We start from the raw sequence: 17,964 nt of genomic DNA, 5'->3' as shown, positions 1-17,964 counted from the left end.
TTGCTTGCAACAAGAAGATCCATCAGCTCATATTCTGCATATATGTAGAGGTGGTCTCAATACTGGGGATGGCTCTAGTACCGGGGGCAACACTGATACCGGTAACGGTTCAAGCGCCACTGGTGATGATAATAGTTCAAGTATCTCAGTATCAATCAGTTCAAACGATTCTGATGAACAGATCAAGCAGGCTGTTGCAAGTCTTGAAAAGATTGCGGCTCGTTACAGCCTTAGCACTACAGCTTTAGATAACGTGGTTGCTAAGGCGTCAGACCCAATGTCAGCAACTGATAAGGCTGAAATTGTTGCTGCATTCAGTAACGTGGTCTCAAAGATTAAAGATATTCAGAACTCCGATCAAAACACTGTCGATCAGAACACTGGGGACAATGCTTCAGATCCTAATCATGCTAACACTGGCTACACAACTAATTTAAGCGGAACGGCGGCCGCCAATAAGCGTCTTTCTGAGAATAAGTTAGTCCCAGTCAAGCCAGATTATGACACTACGCCAATTAACCCACATGATAAGAAGTATCTGATTGATACAACTGGTCTTCGTGGTCAGAAGATGGTTATGCTTGAAGATATGTCTACTGGGCAAGGAACCAAGGAAGACCAGATCACTTCTGAGGTTGATGTGAATAACACGAAACAGACTGTTCGTGTTACCAATCCAGCAATTCATACCATGCAAACCGTCAACAACAAAAAGAACTTTGTTTTGAAGGGCGATGGCTCAAATGTTCAAGAACCAATCGTCGATAAAGTTTCGTTTACTGACTTTGCACCGGGTGAAAAGATGGTATTAACGGCCGTTGAAATGGATGCTGGAACCCAACAACCAGTAATCCTTGACAATCAGTATTTGATTGGGCGTAAGTCGCTTACGCCAACGACTTCTGATGGTGTGGCCACCGTTCAATTCAATGAATTTGATGGTGCTCCGAATGCTCGTTATATGACCCCGGTACTGAATAGCGCTGGTCTTGTTACCAATAGTGTTGTGAACGATGGAATTTCATCTGCACAAGACAGTGATAACAACTCAGATGCTGTTAACCGTGACGAAACTAATGATGAGCAAGCTGATGGAAGCGTTACTGGTGCTTATCAAGGAGTTGCTGGTCTAGGTCTAGGGACTGATGATACAGATGCCGAAACCGACACAACGGCGTACAATATCAATTTGCAGTCTCTTAACTCATTAGCGGCATTGTCAGATGGCGACCAAGCTAAATGGGTAGCCTATGAAACGGCACAAAGTGCCGATGGGAATGTTGTTGCCGAACATAAGGATGCTTCTGACACGGGCCAAACTATCTCAATTACGCATAACGCTGGAACCACAGATAATAATGCGCAAGGTGGATTGACGGTTAATAACCAAAATGGTCAGAAACAAGGAAACGACGGCAGCCTAGATAGCCATAACGCTAATAACCCATCCAACGGTGGTAGCATTTCAAATGGGAGTAATCCAACGAATGGTAGCAACCCATCAAACGGTGGTAGTTTATCGAATGGCAGTAACCCAACAACTGGAAGTAGCACAACGCCAGGATCACAGTACACAACTACTCAACCTGGTCAAAATGGAACGACGACCACACAAGTTCCTAGTCAATTGCCTTCACAAGCACGTTCAGTGTTCTCACAAGGGCAACCACTTCAAGGAACAACTTACGTCCGTCCAAGTGTTACGCGTCCAACATTTGGTCAAACTGGTGGGACTGATAAGTTAAGTAACAATTGGTTCTACAACTTTATCTACCGCTTCGTGAAATAATCTCCTCTAAGTAAATACTCTCTTGCGTTAGTGAGTAAAAAAGAACCCACATTGCTGTTTTACATCAACAGCGATGTGGGTTCTTTTTTTAAAGCTATTTTCTAATACATTTCAATAGCATTAACCGTCATTTTATTTTTTGCAGTTGTGATTCCAACTCCAATACGAGTATACGAAGGGTTTAATAGTATATTACGGTGACCCCAATCTGATGCGGCATCTTGATAAATATAGTCTCTCAGGCTCTCCCGTGCTACCATTCGTGCCGGAGCGTTTTCTACAAAGCCTAAACACTCACTAAATGGTGGTACATTTAGTCCAGCTTTTTTGGCATAAACAGCAGCGATAGAGTTTCCAGCACTGTCAAGATGTACGAGATCATTAATTTTCTGGGAATCTAGCGCTCGTTTATCTGCAATCTTGGATAGGTCAGAATCAACAGATACTGGTGATAACCCGCGTGACAGCCGTTCTTGATTTAACAGTTCGACAAAGATGGATTTAAACTCGTCTAGGTTGGCAGGATACTTTGAGAATACATCGGTATCAAAGTACGACTGGTCACCGTCGAGACCGAGCTTCTGAGTAGTGTTATTTTTACTGTTAGTCCCATAACTGTAAAGGTCTTTCAGTGGCACATTTGCATCTGGGTCAACCGGAACCTTGTTCGTTGACTTAGTCGACGTTTTTCCTTTAGTTGATGTTTTCTTGATGACCTTTAGGTAATTGTTGTAGACATAGCCGTTAAGTTTCTTATTCTTTGAGCTTACACGATCGTACCAAACCGCTGGTTTGCCGGGAACCTTAATCAAGTATGCCTTCTTAGTGGTCATTGTTTTATTTTTGTACTTCGTAAGATGAACGCCACGTTTGGTTAATTTGGTACTGGTGTAAACATAACCTTTCTTGGCTTTAACCTTCATAGTCTTGTACTTCATGGTACGGACTACCTTACCAGGTTTTCGTTTTGCGGCCTGTGATGTAGTTGGAACAGCCGCTGTGATGCTGAGGCCGACTAAGGCACTAAATGCTATGCAAAGTAACTTTTGCGCTTTTGTAGACAATTTGAATTCCCCTTTTCGTATTGTTTTATACACTTATATTATTCAACATATATACGAGTAATACAATTGAATTTTAAAAAATCCTTAAAATAGTTACTATTTTAAGTGTTGAGAAGGTTACCGGAAGTTATTCCCCTCACAGTGTACAAATAACGGGTGTGGTACGGTGCAAAGGCAAACACACGCATAATCAACCATGAATCACCTAAAACGCCTAATACGGGCAAAATACGGCACGTAGGGCGTTCGCAAATAAAATGATTTTACACATAAAAGCATCAGCTCCGGAAGACACGGTGTTCCGAAAGCTGATGCTCTTTAGATAAAATAGTTTGTGTAAGCGCTGATAGGGGAGGAATTGAAGCAGGTAGCCGTGACTAATGGACACTGGACAAAATAGAACCAATCGCAGCATCTAGGTCGCTTTGGGCTTTCTGTAGTTCCTTGTTGTAGCGTGCCTTTTCATTTATTGCTTGTTGAACCATTTCTTTGATCTCAGGATCATCGTGAGACTCAAGAATAGTGCAAAATCCATCAATGTGTTCTTGTAGATCAGCCGTTTTGTTTTCCCAAAGAACGACAGAGTTATGTGCTGCTTCAATATTCATAATAATATTCCTCCAATTTTAGATTAATTTGGATAACGGCGCGACAGAATTTGTAGGCCATCATCTTGTATCAGCGATTACAAAACCTATTTTACGTGCATGCTACTGAATGCTAAAGATCGCGATGGCAATAGGGACATTGCGTGTCTGAGGCACTGACGGGTTGACCGCAGTAGGGACATTCCATTTGAATCACTTCCTTTCATAGAATCTTATTAAAATAGCCCGGCGATGGTAGTCACTACGGTAATTACGAAGCGAATGACCTCAAAGGCACCAATTGCACTAAGAACAATAATAGCGTTTCCAAAAGACTTTAAAAAGTTAAACATATTACGACTCCTTTCTGACCGTATTCGCAAAACAAAACGGGTGCCAATGACACCCGCAGGGACTAATCTTTTATATTTTCGAGAGCGTAGCTCAATGCCTTATTGACGGTGTACTCGATGTAAGACTGGTTACGAGTTGCCGGACGATCCCACTTTTGACGATTGTCCAAAAATTCGTAAGTGTATTGCAGCAATACCCAAGCCAAAATTGACAGTACTTACTAATGACATAGTCAAATCGAACGGACGTTCTTTACATTACTTACATCATTCTATATACTGAACTTAAGTTAATTGGAGAGAGGGTTATCGCTAATGAAACAGGCAATATTTATCATGATGGATCATTACGCCGACTGGGAAGGGGCTTACCTATCCAGTCAACTGAACCAAATGGCCGACTGGGTAGTTAAGACAGCATCTAATCAGTCAGAGGTTACTTCAATTGGTGGTTGGACAACACTAGTGGACTACCAGATTAGTGAGCTTAAACCTGAGATGACGCTGTTGGTACTCATTGGCGGTAACGCTTGGCAACATGACGATCCTAGGTTAACTGCTTTAGTTCAGCAGTGCCTTCAACGAAAAGTTATTGTCGGAGCCATCTGTGGTGCAGTTGATTACTTGGCCCGTAACGGTTTACTAACGGGATATAATCATACTGGAAATGCACAGTTTTTATGGCAATCATTTCCAAGATATCAAAATCCAACTGATTTTGAACCGCAGCAAGTGGTCGTTGATCGTCAACTAGTGACTGCTAATGGCACGGCGGCATTAGCCTTTACCTCGGCCGTCCTGAAGGCCAGTGGACAACTAACTACAGCGGCAAAACAGGCTTTAGACTTGCAGCAACTGGGCTATTACGAGTATACGCGGCAATACGGTGATCCGTTCAAACCGTAAAGGAGACAGATTATGGAGCGAACAGTAATTTTTCAACATGTTGAAGATCAATACGGCATCCAGCCGGAGTACTTATGGTCCAAGTATCCGAGCTATGCGATCTTAAGACAGCCCCAAAACCATAAATGGTTTGCAATCTTAATGGATGTTTCAGCTGACAAGTTAGGGTTACTGACAGAGCAATCCGTACCGATTATGGTTATCAAGTTAGAGCCAGAAGCGGTTGAGTCGTTACAAGCTGATCCAGCTTTTTTGCCAGCGTACCACATGAATAAGAGCCATTGGGTTAGCGCACGGTTGGACCAGATTAGTACAGAAGAAAGTTACCGATTGCTAGAACACAGTTACACGTTGGTCAGTGGGTAATAGGTACTGTGGCGGTACCTAATGATGACAAATAAAAGTCGGGTCTCCACGATGGAAAACGTTGCGGAGACTCGACTTTTTGAGCCGATTCATTTTAGACTAGAACGTGACTACGGGCTTTAAAACAGAACCATCTTTTGAAGCTGCAAAGCCATCATTGATCTGGTCAAAGTCATAAAATTTAATTAGCTTATCAAACGGGAAGCGGCCTTTTTTATAATAATCGACCAACTTAGGGATAAACAGTTGGGGAATGGCATCGCCTTCGATAACGCCCGAGATTTTCTTACCTTCAGCCATCAGGTCATTCATGAGATTAAATGTTAAGTCACGACCCATTCCAACGACAGCGCATTCGCCACCTGGTTTTAACGCATGCAGAGCATTCATGACAACTGGCGATACACCCGTTGTATCAATGGTATAGTCGGCCCCCGTTGGTAAAATTTCTTTAAGTGTCGCTTCGACATCGGCCTGATGACTATTGATGACTTCGGTAGCCCCTAGTTCTTTGGCTAGGGCTAGTCGATTATCAAAAATATCAATGGCAATAATGTGATTAGCCCCCGTAATTTTAGCCGCCATGATAGCGGAGAGTCCGACAGCACCCGTACCAAAAATAACCAGTGACTCACCAAATTTCGGTTGAAGATAATTTAAAACGGTTCCGGCTCCAGTTTGAATACCACAACCAAGTGGTCCTAGAAGACGTAAGTCAACCGTTGGGTCAACCTTGATCACGTTGTGTTGGTCAACCACCGCATGAGTTGAGAATGAGGATTGACCAAAAAATGTAGAAATAGGTTGACCGTCTAAAGTGTGGATTCGGTGGCTACCGTCAAAGTTGTGTCCAGCAAAGTTAAGTTCGTTAAAATGCTCACACATACCTGGGTGACCCGTTAAACAATGCTGACAGCGACCACAGTATGCAAAAGATAAAACAACATGGTCACCCGGTTGTAAATCCATGACGCTAGAACCGACCTGTTCAACAATACCGGCACCTTCGTGACCCAAGGAGACTGGTAGTGGGGTTGTAAGACCATCACGTCCAGCAGTATCTGTGTGGCAGACACCAGTAGCCACCATTTTGATGAGTACCTCATTAGCTTTTGGCTCGTCTAACGTTGCATCAATAATTTTAAGTTGTCCACTAGTACCGTCAGAAAAAGCTGTTTTGATTTGCATAAACATAACCACCCTGTCTTGATATAATATTCACAATTACAGTATAGTCATGGCAATCTGATCTGTATTCTGTTAAAATCAATCGGGACCCGAACCAAAAGTTCGTCTGGAGGTAAATATGGAGGAACGACAATTAATCTTATTCGTAGAAACCGTACAACTTGGTAGTTTTCAAAAAACAGCCGAGTTAAATTTAATGTCGCAGCGTGCAGTGTCAAAACGAATAAGCGCGTTAGAAACTGAAATAGGGGCAACCTTATTTGATCGGCAAAAAAATAAGATTAACTTAACAGCTGCTGGAAAGCATTTTTTAACGCGGGCTACGGAATTACTGAATACGATGCGCATGACAACTTATGAAGTTCAGCAAATCACGCAACAAGCTAAAGAGCAATTTAGTGTGGGTTATTTCTCACCATTCGAAGGGGCGTTGTTACGAATGGCCTTATTGGACTTGCCAACAACAACGAACTTTTTAATTGAAGAGGCGGGTATTGAACATCTAATTTCAGATGTGCTCTTAAAGAAAATAGATTGTGCAGTCATTATTGACAATCCGTTGTTTAATGCGAAGATCGATCAAACCAATTTGGATAGTGTCACGTTGGTAACGGATCATATGACACTGGGGATCAGCCCTGATTTAATAACCGATCAAACCGATTCGCCGGCAGATTATTTAGCTAAATTCCCGGTGATTTACTACAGCAGTGAGGAGTCGACCTACTTAGAAGAGGTTTTCAAGAGTAGTATTGGTCAGTTCGCCGACACATTTAGCGCTCGTCGAGTGAATTCTTATGAACAAATGCAGCTGCTGGTGGGCATGGGAAAAGCGATCTCTTTTTATCCGACTGAACTTATTAAATATATGGCAACACCGTATGACCACATTACTTATCTATCGTTGGATGGTGTGACGACTGCCCATTCTGAATTTAAACTCATTTATCACCACAATAATCACCAGCCATTGATTAAACAGATTCAACGGTATTTCGACAATCATCAATTTTAAGCAGGCTGGAACAACAATCATAGATTGCTGAATATAATAAATAACAGCGTACCTCAATCATGGGTACGCTGTTATTTTTAGTTTACTCAGCAAGACGAATGCGAATATCGCCAATCTTTTGTTTTAGATGGTTAATGGATCGGGTTAGTGTTGTGCGTTGTTCTTCCGATGTGCTTAACTGGGCCTGGAGAATAGCCAAGCGTTCACGCAGCGTACTATCACCTTGTTCGTAGGTAGCGATGAACTGCTTCATTTGCTTGATCGTCATTCCACATTGTTTGACGCAGAGAATGAAGTCCATTCTTTCCAAATCAGTAGTGTTGAAGTCCCGGATACCGTTGATGCGGTTAATGGGGCCGATAAGTCCCTGTTGTTCGTAGTAACGAATGGCCGATGTTGAGATGTGGTAACGCTGAGCCACAGTTTCGATTTTTAAAAATGATCACCTTCTTGACTTAAAGTATACTTTAAGTGGTAAGGTTTTCAACAACGGGTAAATCAGCTAGATAGTTGAGAACTGATAATGATTCTAGGAGGATAAAATGACACAGACATCTATGCAATACACGAAGTTAGGGCACACAGAGATTATGGCGTCTAAGATTTGCGTTGGCGCGATGAGTTTCGGTCAGCCGGGCACGATGCATGATTGGACGTTAGATTATCCGGCTAGTGAACGGGTCATTGGCCATGCGTTGTCCTTAGGCATTAATTTTTTTGACACGGCCAATGGCTATTCGGCTGGAACTAGTGAAACGTATTTGGGTCGGGCACTCAAGGCGCAACGAGTTGCTCGGGATCAAGTAGTCTTGGCCTCTAAAGTTTATTTCAATCCCGGACGATTGTCGGCTAAAGCTATTCACCATGAAATTGATGGCACGCTGAAGCGTTTGGGAACTGATTATTTGGACTTGTATATCATCCATCGCTTTGATTATGACACCCCAATTGAGGAAACCATGGCGGCTTTGAATGAACTGGTGACGGCCGGAAAAGTTCGGGCTATTGGCGCGTCAGCTATGTACGGGTATCAGTTCAACAATATGCAACAGGTTGCTAAGGATCGCGGTTGGGCGCAATTTCAGACGATGGAGAATCATTATAATTTATTGTACCGAGAAGATGAGCGAGAATTGATTCCGATTTGTCAACAGCAGGGGGTCTCGTTGATGCCTTACAGCCCACTAGCGGCTGGTCATCTTAGCCATTCTGCTTGGCAAGTGGATACCTTGCGCAGTCAAACGGATCGGGTAGCTATGGGAAAATACGATCGTACTGAAACGGAAGACCAGCGGATCGTGGCGCGAGTCGCTGAATTAGCCCACAAGTATCAGGTGTCGATGACGCAGATTGCCTTGGCCTGGCAGTGGGCTAAGGGCGTCGCCGCACCGATTGTCGGTTCAACCAAGACTAGCCATTTAGACGAAGCAGTTGCCGCATTATCGGTGAAACTAACCACAGCCGACATTGATTACTTGGAAGACTTATACAGGCCACACCCAATTGTCGGGGCTCTTGACCATAACCCAGCGGCCGGGACGATTTTGATTGACCAGAAAAAGTAGTTCCGAGATGGTTTAATCGAAAGACTAGTCGTTTTTAAAATTAGCCCTTGAAAAAGATAGAGCTATCTTTTATAATGATTCTATGCTGATGAAAGCTAAGTGTAGATATCAGCGTTTAAGGAGCTGATAACAAATGGATGTATTAGAAGCGATTAAAGACCGGCATGCAACTCGTGCCTTTGATGATAAAGCAATTGACGATCAAAACTTGACAGCTATTGTGACGGATGCCCAACGCACGCCATCGTGGGGGAACTCTCAACCGTGGGAGGTTTACATTGCGACAGGGAAATCCTTAGAACAGATTAAGTCTCGGTATGCAGCTGCCGCTCAAGCTGGGGTTACCGAGGCGGCCGATTTAGCCAAGGCCCATCGTGGCGACTTTTCTACTATGGCTAATCAAAATATGGGGCATTGGGTCGGGACGTTTCGGCCAATCATCGAAGCTGACCAGACAACCTACTGGGATAGTCGAGAAAACTTGTACCGGGCACCGGCAATTGCCTACTTGGTTTTGGGACAGAATCCAAATAGTTGGTCGATTTATGATCTAGGGGCCTTCTCCCAAACACTATCTCTGGCGGCAACCGCACGGGGTGTGCAATCACTTTCGTCGTACGAATTGGTTAAATATCCTGATATTTTGCGTCAGGAATTAGCCGTCCCAACGGATCGAACGATTGCTATGGGAATTGCCTTGGGCTATGAAAAGCCTGATAAAGTGCTCAATCAGTTTCGAACGGATCGCGTTGCCACACAACAAATTTTGCATATCCAGCACTAACTCTGAATGTTAGAATGGTAACCAGATAATGCGATTGGCTATGCTAAAATCGTGTAAGAATTTTAAGACGATTGAGAGTGTGAGCAAGATGAAAATTACGGATGCAACATTGGCAGATTTACCTGAAATCCTACGAATCGAACAGTTAGGTTTTACGGCTGAAGAAGCGGGAACTGCTGAACAATATCAAGATCGATTGGCTCGGTTAGCTGGTACCTTCTTAGTTGCAAAGGAAAAGCATAAGTTAGTGGGATTTGTCGTCGGAGCAGCTACACAAGAACCGTACGTGGCCGATTGGATGTTCGAGCATACGCCGACAAACTTACCGACGGGTGGACACCAGCTAATCTATACCATTGCCATTGATCCTGCGTATCGAGGACATGGCCTTGGAAGTAGGTTATTAGTGGCATTGCAGGAACGGGCACAAAATGCTCACCGTGAAACGTTGTCTTTAACTAGCTTAGAACGAAACGTGCTTTTTTACCTTAAAAATGGATTTGAAAATCATGGTGTTGCTAACTCAACTCATGCTGGTGAAGTTTGGTTTAATTTGGTTAAACCGCTATATTGATTTAGGGCTTAATTTAATAGCCCGTCATTTGTATGAAGTGTTAAAATGAAAATGTCAAGTGGCCGTAAGTGGGTGCTTGATTAGCTGATAGCTTACCGCATAGAGTGTTCAGCATTGTACGTGAAAACTAGTAATGGCCGTTAACTTGATTAAAGCAAGTTGACGGCTATTACTAGTTAGTGGGGAGAAAAGATTAATGCTAGTTAGTTTGTTTATTGAAGTAAGTATCAGTTAACCCCTAGCAAATAAGCGATAGAGTGATTAATAGCACCCTGGTATAAGTTCACAAGGTGTCTTTTGTTTACATGGATTTACCAAATGAATAAACTAGGTTTGTACCAAAATCACTTTAGGGGGAATTTCTAATGCGTGAAGATTTAAAAAACTCAGCGGGCCAACCGTGGGGAGATAATGAACACTCTCTAACGGCCGGACAACGCGGGCCTGTTCTCATACAAGATTATAATTTATTGGAAAAGTTGGCGCACTTTAACCGCGAACGGATTCCAGAACGGGTGGTTCATGCCAAAGGTGCCGGTGCGGAAGGTACTTTTCGACTAACTAAAGATATGCATCAATATACCAAAGCCAATATTTTTACTGAGATGGGGAAATCAGTTCCCATGCGGATTCGCTTTTCTCAAGTGGCCGGAGAAATGGGTTCAGCAGATACAGTTAGAGATGTCCGGGGGTTTGCACTCCGGTTTTACACAGATGATGGGAATTACGACATCGTGGGAAACAATACACCGGTATTCTTTGTCAATGACCCATTGAAGTTTCCAGATTTTATTCATTCACAAAAGCGTGATCCACGAACACACGAGCGTTCACAAGATATGCAATGGGACTTCTGGGCCCACTCACCCGAATCGGTTCACCAAGTCACGATTCTGATGAGTGATCGGGGGATTCCGGCTTCCTACCGTAAGATGCATGGTTATGGGTCTCACACATTCAAATGGGTGAATGAAGCGGGTGAAGTCTTTTGGGTGAAGTATCATTTCCGGACGGCCCAAGGCATTCAGAACTTATCCAACGACGTCGCTCAGCGTCTAGCCGGAGAGAACCCCGATTACCTGCAAGCTGATTTATATCACGCGATTGAAGCCGGCGATTTTCCAACCTGGAAAGTTTGTGTACAGGTGATTCCTGAACAGGCAGGTCTCGATTATCCAGCTGACATTTTTGATGTGACGCAAGTCGTTTCTCAAAAAGATTATCCGTTGATTGAGATTGGTGAGTTCACACTAAATAAAAATCCTGATAATTACTTTGAAGGTGTTGAGGAAGCTGCCTTTTCACCGGCTAATTTGGTACCCGGAATTGAACCTTCCCCCGATAAGTTATTGCAGGGTCGGCTGTTTGCTTATAAGGATGCAGCACGCTATCGGTTAGGGGTTAACTACGAGCAGTTGCCAGCTAATCGACCACTTAACCATCCGAATAATTATGAGCGCGATGGGTTCATGCAAACGGATAATCACGGGGATCAAGTTAACTATGAACCGAATGGTCAGGGTGGCCCGCAAGAAGACCCTGCTGGTCGGCTGACACCATACACTGTTTCTGGAAAGGCCGGTAACTATGCCTATCAAACAGATTATGGTCGGGCCGCTGGAAAACTTTACCGTTTGTTACCAGCCGATGAACGACAACGGTTAATTGAAACCATTGTCATGAACCTGGGACAAGTTAAGAGCCATGACGTTAAGCGATTAGAGACGGCTCAGTTCTATGAAGCAGATCATGATTATGGGTTGGCAGTTGCCAAAGGGCTGGGCCTAAAATTAGATGAAATTAAGGACTACCCATTTGATACAACGCACTAGATCAGATAACTGGGCTGATTAGGTCAGTCATTAAAAATAAACCGGTATTTTCAGTTAAGTGCTGAAATACCGGTTTATTTTAGTGGCTGCGGACTAAATTTGTGTTAACCAGTCTTGACGTAATTTGGAAAAGATAATAGCGTCTTGATAGTTACCAGCTAACGTGGGGATATGTTTGGGCAGTCGAGCGTCGCGGTGGTAATGATTACTTTTAGCCACAGCTTGGCTGGCGATATTGTCAGGAACCGTGAGAATCTGAAGCTTGTTTAGTTGCCAATCGTTGAAAGCTAACTTTTCCAGTGCTTGGAGACTTTGACTGATGTAACCATGTCCCTGATACGGGCGTCCCAACCAGTAACCGACATCAGCATGACCATCCTTTTTGTCGTGCAAGTCAATCATGCCGGCCGGCTTCCCGTTGACGGTGATGATAGCTAGCCACAGCTGATGAGCTGCTATTTGCCCTTGCGCGTAGGTAAGAAATGCCGCTTCATCGGCGACCTCATGCATGGTGTTGGCCCAAGGTAACCAGCGACTTAAATTGACTCTGTCGGCGGCAATTAGCGCATACAGGTCCGCTGCTAGCGGTGAAATAGGAGCAACTAGCGCCAGATGGTCAGTTAGATGTAGATTTTCCATAGAATTCAGCTCGATTCAAGTGGTTATAAAATGAACATTTAATGAGAAAATGAATTTATGATTAAGCGTGTATATCTAATATAGCATATCGGGAGGTTTTGACAAGTTAACTATCAGTTGACGCGCGCAGTCGCACAAAAATGACCCGAGATTGCCAAATTGATAATCTCGGGTCATTTTAATTGTCTGTCAATCCGCTATTAGTTAGTCTGGCATGGCTGGTCGGCGCAACAGTATGGCGAGCATTTCTAGGTTTTGTTTCAACGCGTGTTTAGCGATTGGTGACAGTAATGTCAAGGGTAGGCCAGTATTACGGGGCACGAACAAGGTTTCCTGCAGCAGGGTTTGACTGGCTTGACCAACGATTGTGAAGACAAGTTGATAAGGCAAGCGGCCCTCACGGCTCGTATAAGTGACAGTGGTCGCGTTACTAGTGACGGTCAGGACTTCATGTTGATTAATGGCCGCCCGGGTTCGGGTGATGACAAATACATTGGTTTCGGGGTCAACGGCCGTGATTTCTGGTACCCATTTCAGTAGATTTTGTGGGTTAGTCAGTGTGGCATGAACCCGAGTAGCATCAGCAGGGATGAGAACGGTATTGGTAAAAAGTTTTTGGTCAGTCATAAGCGGTTACCTCCTTTAGATGATGAGGTCATTCTAGCTGACTGAAACGCACGAAGAAAATCAGTATCCTGATAAGTGTTATTTTTCCTGACGGTAGGCGGTCATAGCGGCGGCATTTATCAGATGGGGGAGATCATTTTTACCTGGTGACATATAAAAATCGGCGACGGCTAAATCCGCGAGTGTTTGCTGGGCTTGCAATGCTAGTGCCAATAGGTTGATTAGTTCGTCAATATTGCCATCTGCTAGAACTTGGGCGCCCAGGAGCTGTTTAGTTTGTGGATCGTAGGTGAGTCTGAGCTGAACGTGTTTTGTAGGGATAGCAGGGTTGGGTGATTGCCGTTGGTCCTGCGTAAGGGTGACGCTTGTATGGGAAATGTTTGCTCGTTGTGCTGCTGTGTCCGTCAGTCCCGTTACACCGAATTGCAGATGGCCGGCTTGCCACTGTGATGTTCCAACGACACCGGTATAAGGTAAAACCGGCGTCTGTAAATTCAAAGCAGCCAGTTCACCTTGCCGTTGGGCGTTGCTGGCTAAAGCAATACTTCGTGACTGATGCTGAGGCAAATAAGTGACGGCAATTGCATCCCCAACAGCGAATACGTCAGTCGCGCTGGTCTGCAAATAAGCATCAGTTTTAATGAGACCATTGGGTAGACAATCGAGGGTGCCTTTTAGCCAGTCCGTGTTAGGGGTAGTTCCGGTAGCCACGACTACCAAATCGGCCGATAAGGTTGTCTGATTAGTGGTCACGCCTGTCACGTCCGGTGCACCAGTTAGCCCAGTAACCAGCTCGTTAACGTGCACGGTTACGCCTTGCTGTTGTAAGGCCTGTTGAATTGGCATCGAGAAGTCATTGTCTAGGTAAGACCCGAGCAATTGGGGACCGTGTTCGATTAAAGTCACCTGTTTACCATGCTGACTGAATAGATCGGCAGCACCTACGCCAATATAGCCACCACCAATGACGATGACGTGATGGATGGTCGCGTCCGTTGCTGCGGCCTTTAAGTGATTGATTTGTGCTCGAGTTCGCATAGGCAAGACATTTTGGCTGGTCGTACTGAGAACGGCCGGGATTGTTGCCTGAGCGCCAGGAGCCAGAATCAATTTATCGTAAGAGAGACGTTGTTTCTGGCCAGCATGGGAAATCAGTAACTGATGTTGAGTGGCTAATAACTGAATGGCACGCGTATTGGCGTGAACCTTGACCTGTGTTGGATAGACCGTTGTTACGGGTCCGGCTTCGATAAGATCGATTTCAATGGTTGCGTCTTGGGCAAGGGCAGCGGTTATTGCAGCCCGGCCGCCGTGTGATGATCCGACAACTAAAAGTTTCATGAAGAGGACTTCCTTTAATTAAGTGATGAGTACAAGATACGCCTCGTATCTTAGTGAATCAATAGGGTTCATGGTGTTTCTTATTTATTTAAAGCACAACTTCGCTTATACTGTATCTTGGAGGGATGCTTATGGGAACACGACGACGGGGTGATGAATTAGAAACGGCCATTTATCAAGTGACGTATCAATTATTGGCCACGAATAATGGGACAGCGTTGACCTTTAGTCAAGTGGCGAAGGCCGCCCACACAAGTCGAACGGTCTTGTACCGTTATTGGGAGTCGCCGTTTGACTTGGTATTGGCGACTCTGACTCATTATCGGCAGCAAGATCCACAGTCGATGCAACTGGAACATATCGATCAGGGCAGCCTACGAGCAGATTTAATTTATGTGGGAACGTCATTTGCACAAGCGGCAACGGCGGGTGTTTCCCAATACTTTCGGCAACTCTTTAGCTTAGCTGTTGATGAGCAGGATCAACGGCAATTAGCTAAAATCTTATCGTTATCAACAACGGCTAATCTGGCCTTAATGCAGCAAGTCGTAGAAAACGCCAGACGCCGTCATGAGCTTTTACGCACGCCACCCCAGGCTACGTTATTGGCCATGTTTAATCAGATTCGGTATGTGACAATGATCGGTGGGGCAATCCCTGGAGAAATTGAAATCACACGATTGGTAGATGATCTCATCTTACCGGCCATGCAGCAATTAGGTCGATAAATGGTATAAGATGTTACGGTTCATTACTTAAAAAGCGACTGCGGAATTGTCAGAATTCTGCAGTCGCTTTTTAAGTTGAACGTCTTAGTCTAGTCGATCGTAAATGGACTCGTGAAACAAAGTGGTTAGGACGTGTTCAGTTGCTTGGGCGGTCCGTTGCTGGTCTATTTGTTCGCTTCGACTGGCAATAACCGCCAGTAAATGATAATCATTGGCTAGCATGTAATGTGAGTCATGGTCAGTCGCAAAGTCAATTCCCCGTTCGAGCCACTGAGCTGCGATCGTTAGTTGGTTTAACTTTAAGTGGCTAACCGCCGCTAAGTAGAAGAGACTGTTTAAGTTAGCTTCATAGGGGGCCGTTTTGAGTTGCGTGACTGCCTGTGTCATGGCTTCCTCACTGGCGTTAGCCTGTTGGCGACTCGCATGAATCAGCGCCAAGGACATCCAACATAACCGACTAAGGGTGGTCCGGTGTTGTGCTGGGGCACTGGCGAGGGCGAGCTGAAATTGCTGCTGTGCATCGGTTAGGTGACCGAGTTGAAAATCGGTGATGCCTAGATAATAGTAATAGGCTGCAAGTTGGACATTTGTTGTCAAGCGTGCTTGAACGGCGTCGGTCAGTAAGAATTCTCGTAGATCGGTATAACGATGGTGATCACATAATTTGGCGAGTCGGTCGTTTATCTGCTCAAGATCACTGATGGTAAAATTCTCAGCGAGACTTAATTGGTCAAGGCTAATTTTCAGCCGCTGACACAGGCGCATTAACAGAGTCGCGTTAGGGGTGTATTTGCCGTTTTCAATGGCCGATAGCATGGACTGGGCGCAAATGCCGGTTGCCACGGTAGCTTGTGATAGGTGTTGCTGCAATCGGACTTGTTTTAGGGTAATCCCTAATTGTGAAGGCATTCTCCTCAGCTCCTCTCGTTTAGTCTCAATAATAGCAAAGGTTAGCACGATATGACCATAGAATGACTTCCCCCTGGTAAACAACGCCGCCGTTTCAGTTCCCGATATTTAAAAATACAAAGAGTCCGGAACTGCTGTCCCGGACTCTTGAAAGATAAATTGATTTAGTTTTCGTTAGCTGAGTCGACTGAAGTAGAACGCTTTTGTGCGCCACGATAGAAGATCCAAGCGACAGCCCCGAAGAAGATTGGACCGATGATGGTCCAGAAAGCCGTCATATAATCATGCTCCATAATGGGTTGGAGACAAGTAAAGCCAATCCCTCCGATTAAGACAATCATCACGACCGTGACGATGGCATCTGTCCAGAAACGACTCTTAAAAATAACAAATGGTCGTTCCAAATCTTGACGGCGTTTAAAGAAAGGAAAGGCACCAATCAAGAAGAGGTAAGGGAAGGAGGTGGAGACATTCCCCATGTCCGTTAGAATCAAGTAAAATTGATTAGCTGCGGAGCCCCCAAAGGCGACTAGGAAGATGAAGACAGCCACTACAATTGCTTGAATCCACATGGAGAAAGCCGGCATGCCGGCTTTATTGAGCTTAGTCATCTTCTTAGGCCATAGCTTAGGCGATGATCCTAAGATAAATGATTTCAGTGGTGAGTAGATAAGGACAAAGAAGGACCCTAAGTAAGCCATAAACATACTTAATCCAGTCAAACGAGCTAATAGATGGCCTAATGTGATGGCTGTTGCCCCAGATAAGCCCATCGCTTTACCCAATTCAAGGCCTAGGTTGTTCATCAAGACGTAAGTAATGTTTCCCAAGTTGACTTGATTCTTACCAAGCACAGCCGTCCAGTTAGTACTGATCCCCCAGAGGAAGATAGATAGCGAGTACATAATGGTAATGGCGATGGTGGAGATAATTAAGCCACGGGGGAACGTCTTTTCAGGCTTATCCATACTATCCGTAATCCCACCCATTGATTCCATACCGGCGTAGGCAAAGACCGCATAAGTAATGAAAGAAACGAGGGCCATTGGTGATGAGAATTGGGGATTTGGTGAGGCGGCAAAACTGTGAAAGCCATCGATCGGCTCAGCTAGCTGACCACCATTTAAGAAAAGAATGACGATGCTAGCAACAAAGAAGAGAGCGGTGAGAAACATCACGAACATGCCGCCGATAGAGGAGATACGGGCGATTGACTTAACCCCCCGAGAGGCGAAGAAGGTAACCGCTAGAATCCAGATAATCCCGAGGAGCCCCACTGTTTGCGTGGAGGACAATCCTAGAAATGACCACGTTTGCGTTTGATCACTCCCGGAAATTAACGTTGATAAGGGGATCCAGACTTTAGTCGCCGTGGATAACATCCAAATAATCCAAGAGGATAACCAGATAAATGTGCCGATAAAGGCCCATTTTTCTCCAATTGATCCAGCCAGCCACGAGTAGATTCCCCCCTTGGCTTCCTTGAAGGCGGAACCGTATTCGGCTAGCATTAGTGCACTCGGTAAGAAGAACAGTAATGCAGCTAAGATGTACCAAATGATACTAGCGTAGCCCATTTGATCAAAGGCCACAGTTGTGTTGGCAAAACCATAAATTGACGAAAAGATCATTAAGATCAGACTAAAGACGCCAATCTTTTTTTGCTTTTCCATGTTTAAATTATCTCCCATTTGAAG

The 17,964-nt window shown here is 44.6% G+C and carries 19 protein-coding genes; 9 read left to right on the top strand and 10 right to left on the bottom strand.

All coding sequences use genetic code 11. The annotated features are described in order from the left end of the window. Positions 1 to 4: 4 nt before the first annotated feature. The gene (locus FC61_RS02610) at positions 5 to 1,789 is read left to right on the top strand and encodes a VaFE repeat-containing surface-anchored protein (protein WP_021742601.1); all 1,785 of its coding nucleotides are present in this window, start codon (positions 5 to 7) and stop codon (positions 1,787 to 1,789) included. A 101-nt stretch (positions 1,790 to 1,890) separates the two neighbouring features. Here the strand turns inward: FC61_RS02610 and FC61_RS02605 are convergent, their stop codons facing one another. From FC61_RS02605 to FC61_RS12600, 3 genes are all read right to left on the bottom strand, one after another. Then, positions 1,891 to 2,853 carry a CAP domain-containing protein gene (locus FC61_RS02605; RefSeq protein ID WP_233995618.1) on the bottom strand — a complete coding sequence of 321 codons (963 nt, stop codon included), beginning with the start codon at positions 2,851 to 2,853 and terminating at the stop codon, positions 1,891 to 1,893. A 377-nt stretch (positions 2,854 to 3,230) separates the two neighbouring features. Continuing rightward, positions 3,231 to 3,461: a hypothetical protein gene (locus tag FC61_RS02600; RefSeq protein ID WP_021742604.1), complete on the bottom strand. Its 231-nt coding sequence runs from the start codon at positions 3,459 to 3,461 to the stop codon at positions 3,231 to 3,233. 112 nt (positions 3,462 to 3,573) lie between these two features. Beyond that, a complete protein-coding gene (locus FC61_RS12600; protein ID WP_139961388.1) occupies positions 3,574 to 3,648 on the bottom strand; it encodes a zinc ribbon domain-containing protein in 75 nt (24 codons plus the stop codon). Between the two features lie 460 nt (positions 3,649 to 4,108). Here FC61_RS12600 and FC61_RS02595 point away from each other — a divergent pair, with 460 nt between their 5' ends. Both FC61_RS02595 and FC61_RS02590 read left to right on the top strand, forming a co-directional pair. After that, entirely contained in the window at positions 4,109 to 4,699 is a 591-nt protein-coding gene (locus FC61_RS02595) for a DJ-1/PfpI family protein (RefSeq protein ID WP_021742605.1), read from the top strand. A 12-nt stretch (positions 4,700 to 4,711) separates the two neighbouring features. After that, complete coding sequence (locus FC61_RS02590) at positions 4,712 to 5,065, top strand: MmcQ/YjbR family DNA-binding protein (RefSeq protein WP_021742606.1); 354 nt, start codon at positions 4,712 to 4,714, stop codon at positions 5,063 to 5,065. A 99-nt stretch (positions 5,066 to 5,164) separates the two neighbouring features. Here FC61_RS02590 and FC61_RS02585 read toward each other — a convergent pair whose 3' ends face one another. Beyond that, the gene (locus FC61_RS02585) at positions 5,165 to 6,253 is read right to left on the bottom strand and encodes an NAD(P)-dependent alcohol dehydrogenase (protein ID WP_035464977.1); all 1,089 of its coding nucleotides are present in this window, start codon (positions 6,251 to 6,253) and stop codon (positions 5,165 to 5,167) included. Between the two features lie 118 nt (positions 6,254 to 6,371). Between FC61_RS02585 and FC61_RS02580 the strand changes: the two genes are divergently transcribed. Beyond that, positions 6,372 to 7,268: a LysR family transcriptional regulator gene (locus FC61_RS02580; RefSeq protein ID WP_021742608.1), complete on the top strand. Its 897-nt coding sequence runs from the start codon at positions 6,372 to 6,374 to the stop codon at positions 7,266 to 7,268. A gap of 82 nt (positions 7,269 to 7,350) precedes the next feature. Here FC61_RS02580 and FC61_RS02575 read toward each other — a convergent pair whose 3' ends face one another. Next, positions 7,351 to 7,689: a MerR family transcriptional regulator gene (locus tag FC61_RS02575; RefSeq protein ID WP_021742609.1), complete on the bottom strand. Its 339-nt coding sequence runs from the start codon at positions 7,687 to 7,689 to the stop codon at positions 7,351 to 7,353. Positions 7,690 to 7,825: 136 nt separating this feature from the next. Here FC61_RS02575 and FC61_RS02570 point away from each other — a divergent pair, with 136 nt between their 5' ends. From FC61_RS02570 to FC61_RS02555, 4 genes are all read left to right on the top strand, one after another. Next, positions 7,826 to 8,833 carry an aldo/keto reductase gene (locus FC61_RS02570; protein WP_021742610.1) on the top strand — a complete coding sequence of 336 codons (1,008 nt, stop codon included), beginning with the start codon at positions 7,826 to 7,828 and terminating at the stop codon, positions 8,831 to 8,833. A 133-nt stretch (positions 8,834 to 8,966) separates the two neighbouring features. Then, positions 8,967 to 9,617 carry a nitroreductase gene (locus FC61_RS02565; RefSeq protein ID WP_021742611.1) on the top strand — a complete coding sequence of 217 codons (651 nt, stop codon included), beginning with the start codon at positions 8,967 to 8,969 and terminating at the stop codon, positions 9,615 to 9,617. Between the two features lie 88 nt (positions 9,618 to 9,705). Next, positions 9,706 to 10,191, top strand: coding sequence for a GNAT family N-acetyltransferase (locus FC61_RS02560; protein ID WP_035464979.1), 486 nt, complete (start codon positions 9,706 to 9,708; stop codon positions 10,189 to 10,191). A 365-nt stretch (positions 10,192 to 10,556) separates the two neighbouring features. Next, the gene (locus tag FC61_RS02555; RefSeq protein ID WP_021742613.1) at positions 10,557 to 12,023 is read left to right on the top strand and encodes a catalase; all 1,467 of its coding nucleotides are present in this window, start codon (positions 10,557 to 10,559) and stop codon (positions 12,021 to 12,023) included. A 93-nt stretch (positions 12,024 to 12,116) separates the two neighbouring features. Here the strand turns inward: FC61_RS02555 and FC61_RS02550 are convergent, their stop codons facing one another. From FC61_RS02550 to FC61_RS02540, 3 genes are all read right to left on the bottom strand, one after another. Continuing rightward, on the bottom strand, positions 12,117 to 12,662 hold the full coding sequence (locus FC61_RS02550; RefSeq protein WP_021742614.1) for a GNAT family N-acetyltransferase: 546 nt from the start codon (positions 12,660 to 12,662) through the stop codon (positions 12,117 to 12,119). A gap of 204 nt (positions 12,663 to 12,866) precedes the next feature. Then, positions 12,867 to 13,289, bottom strand: coding sequence for an SRPBCC family protein (locus FC61_RS02545; RefSeq protein WP_021742615.1), 423 nt, complete (start codon positions 13,287 to 13,289; stop codon positions 12,867 to 12,869). 78 nt (positions 13,290 to 13,367) lie between these two features. Continuing rightward, the gene (locus tag FC61_RS02540) at positions 13,368 to 14,630 is read right to left on the bottom strand and encodes an NAD(P)/FAD-dependent oxidoreductase (protein ID WP_021742616.1); all 1,263 of its coding nucleotides are present in this window, start codon (positions 14,628 to 14,630) and stop codon (positions 13,368 to 13,370) included. Positions 14,631 to 14,761: 131 nt separating this feature from the next. Between FC61_RS02540 and FC61_RS02535 the strand changes: the two genes are divergently transcribed. Further along, positions 14,762 to 15,358: a TetR/AcrR family transcriptional regulator gene (locus FC61_RS02535; protein ID WP_052471878.1), complete on the top strand. Its 597-nt coding sequence runs from the start codon at positions 14,762 to 14,764 to the stop codon at positions 15,356 to 15,358. An 84-nt stretch (positions 15,359 to 15,442) separates the two neighbouring features. Here the strand turns inward: FC61_RS02535 and FC61_RS02530 are convergent, their stop codons facing one another. Both FC61_RS02530 and yjeM read right to left on the bottom strand, forming a co-directional pair. Continuing rightward, positions 15,443 to 16,267, bottom strand: coding sequence for a helix-turn-helix domain-containing protein (locus FC61_RS02530; protein WP_035464980.1), 825 nt, complete (start codon positions 16,265 to 16,267; stop codon positions 15,443 to 15,445). Positions 16,268 to 16,431: 164 nt separating this feature from the next. After that, the gene (gene yjeM / locus FC61_RS02525; RefSeq protein WP_035464981.1) at positions 16,432 to 17,940 is read right to left on the bottom strand and encodes a glutamate/gamma-aminobutyrate family transporter YjeM; all 1,509 of its coding nucleotides are present in this window, start codon (positions 17,938 to 17,940) and stop codon (positions 16,432 to 16,434) included. Between the last annotated feature and the right edge of the window lie 24 nt (positions 17,941 to 17,964).

It is taken from the genome of Levilactobacillus brevis ATCC 14869 = DSM 20054 (genome assembly GCF_001433855.1).
Classification (GTDB): domain Bacteria; phylum Bacillota; class Bacilli; order Lactobacillales; family Lactobacillaceae; genus Levilactobacillus; species Levilactobacillus brevis.
The sequence above is the reverse complement of the archived record's forward strand: the minus strand, read 5'-3'. Positions and strand labels throughout refer to the sequence as shown.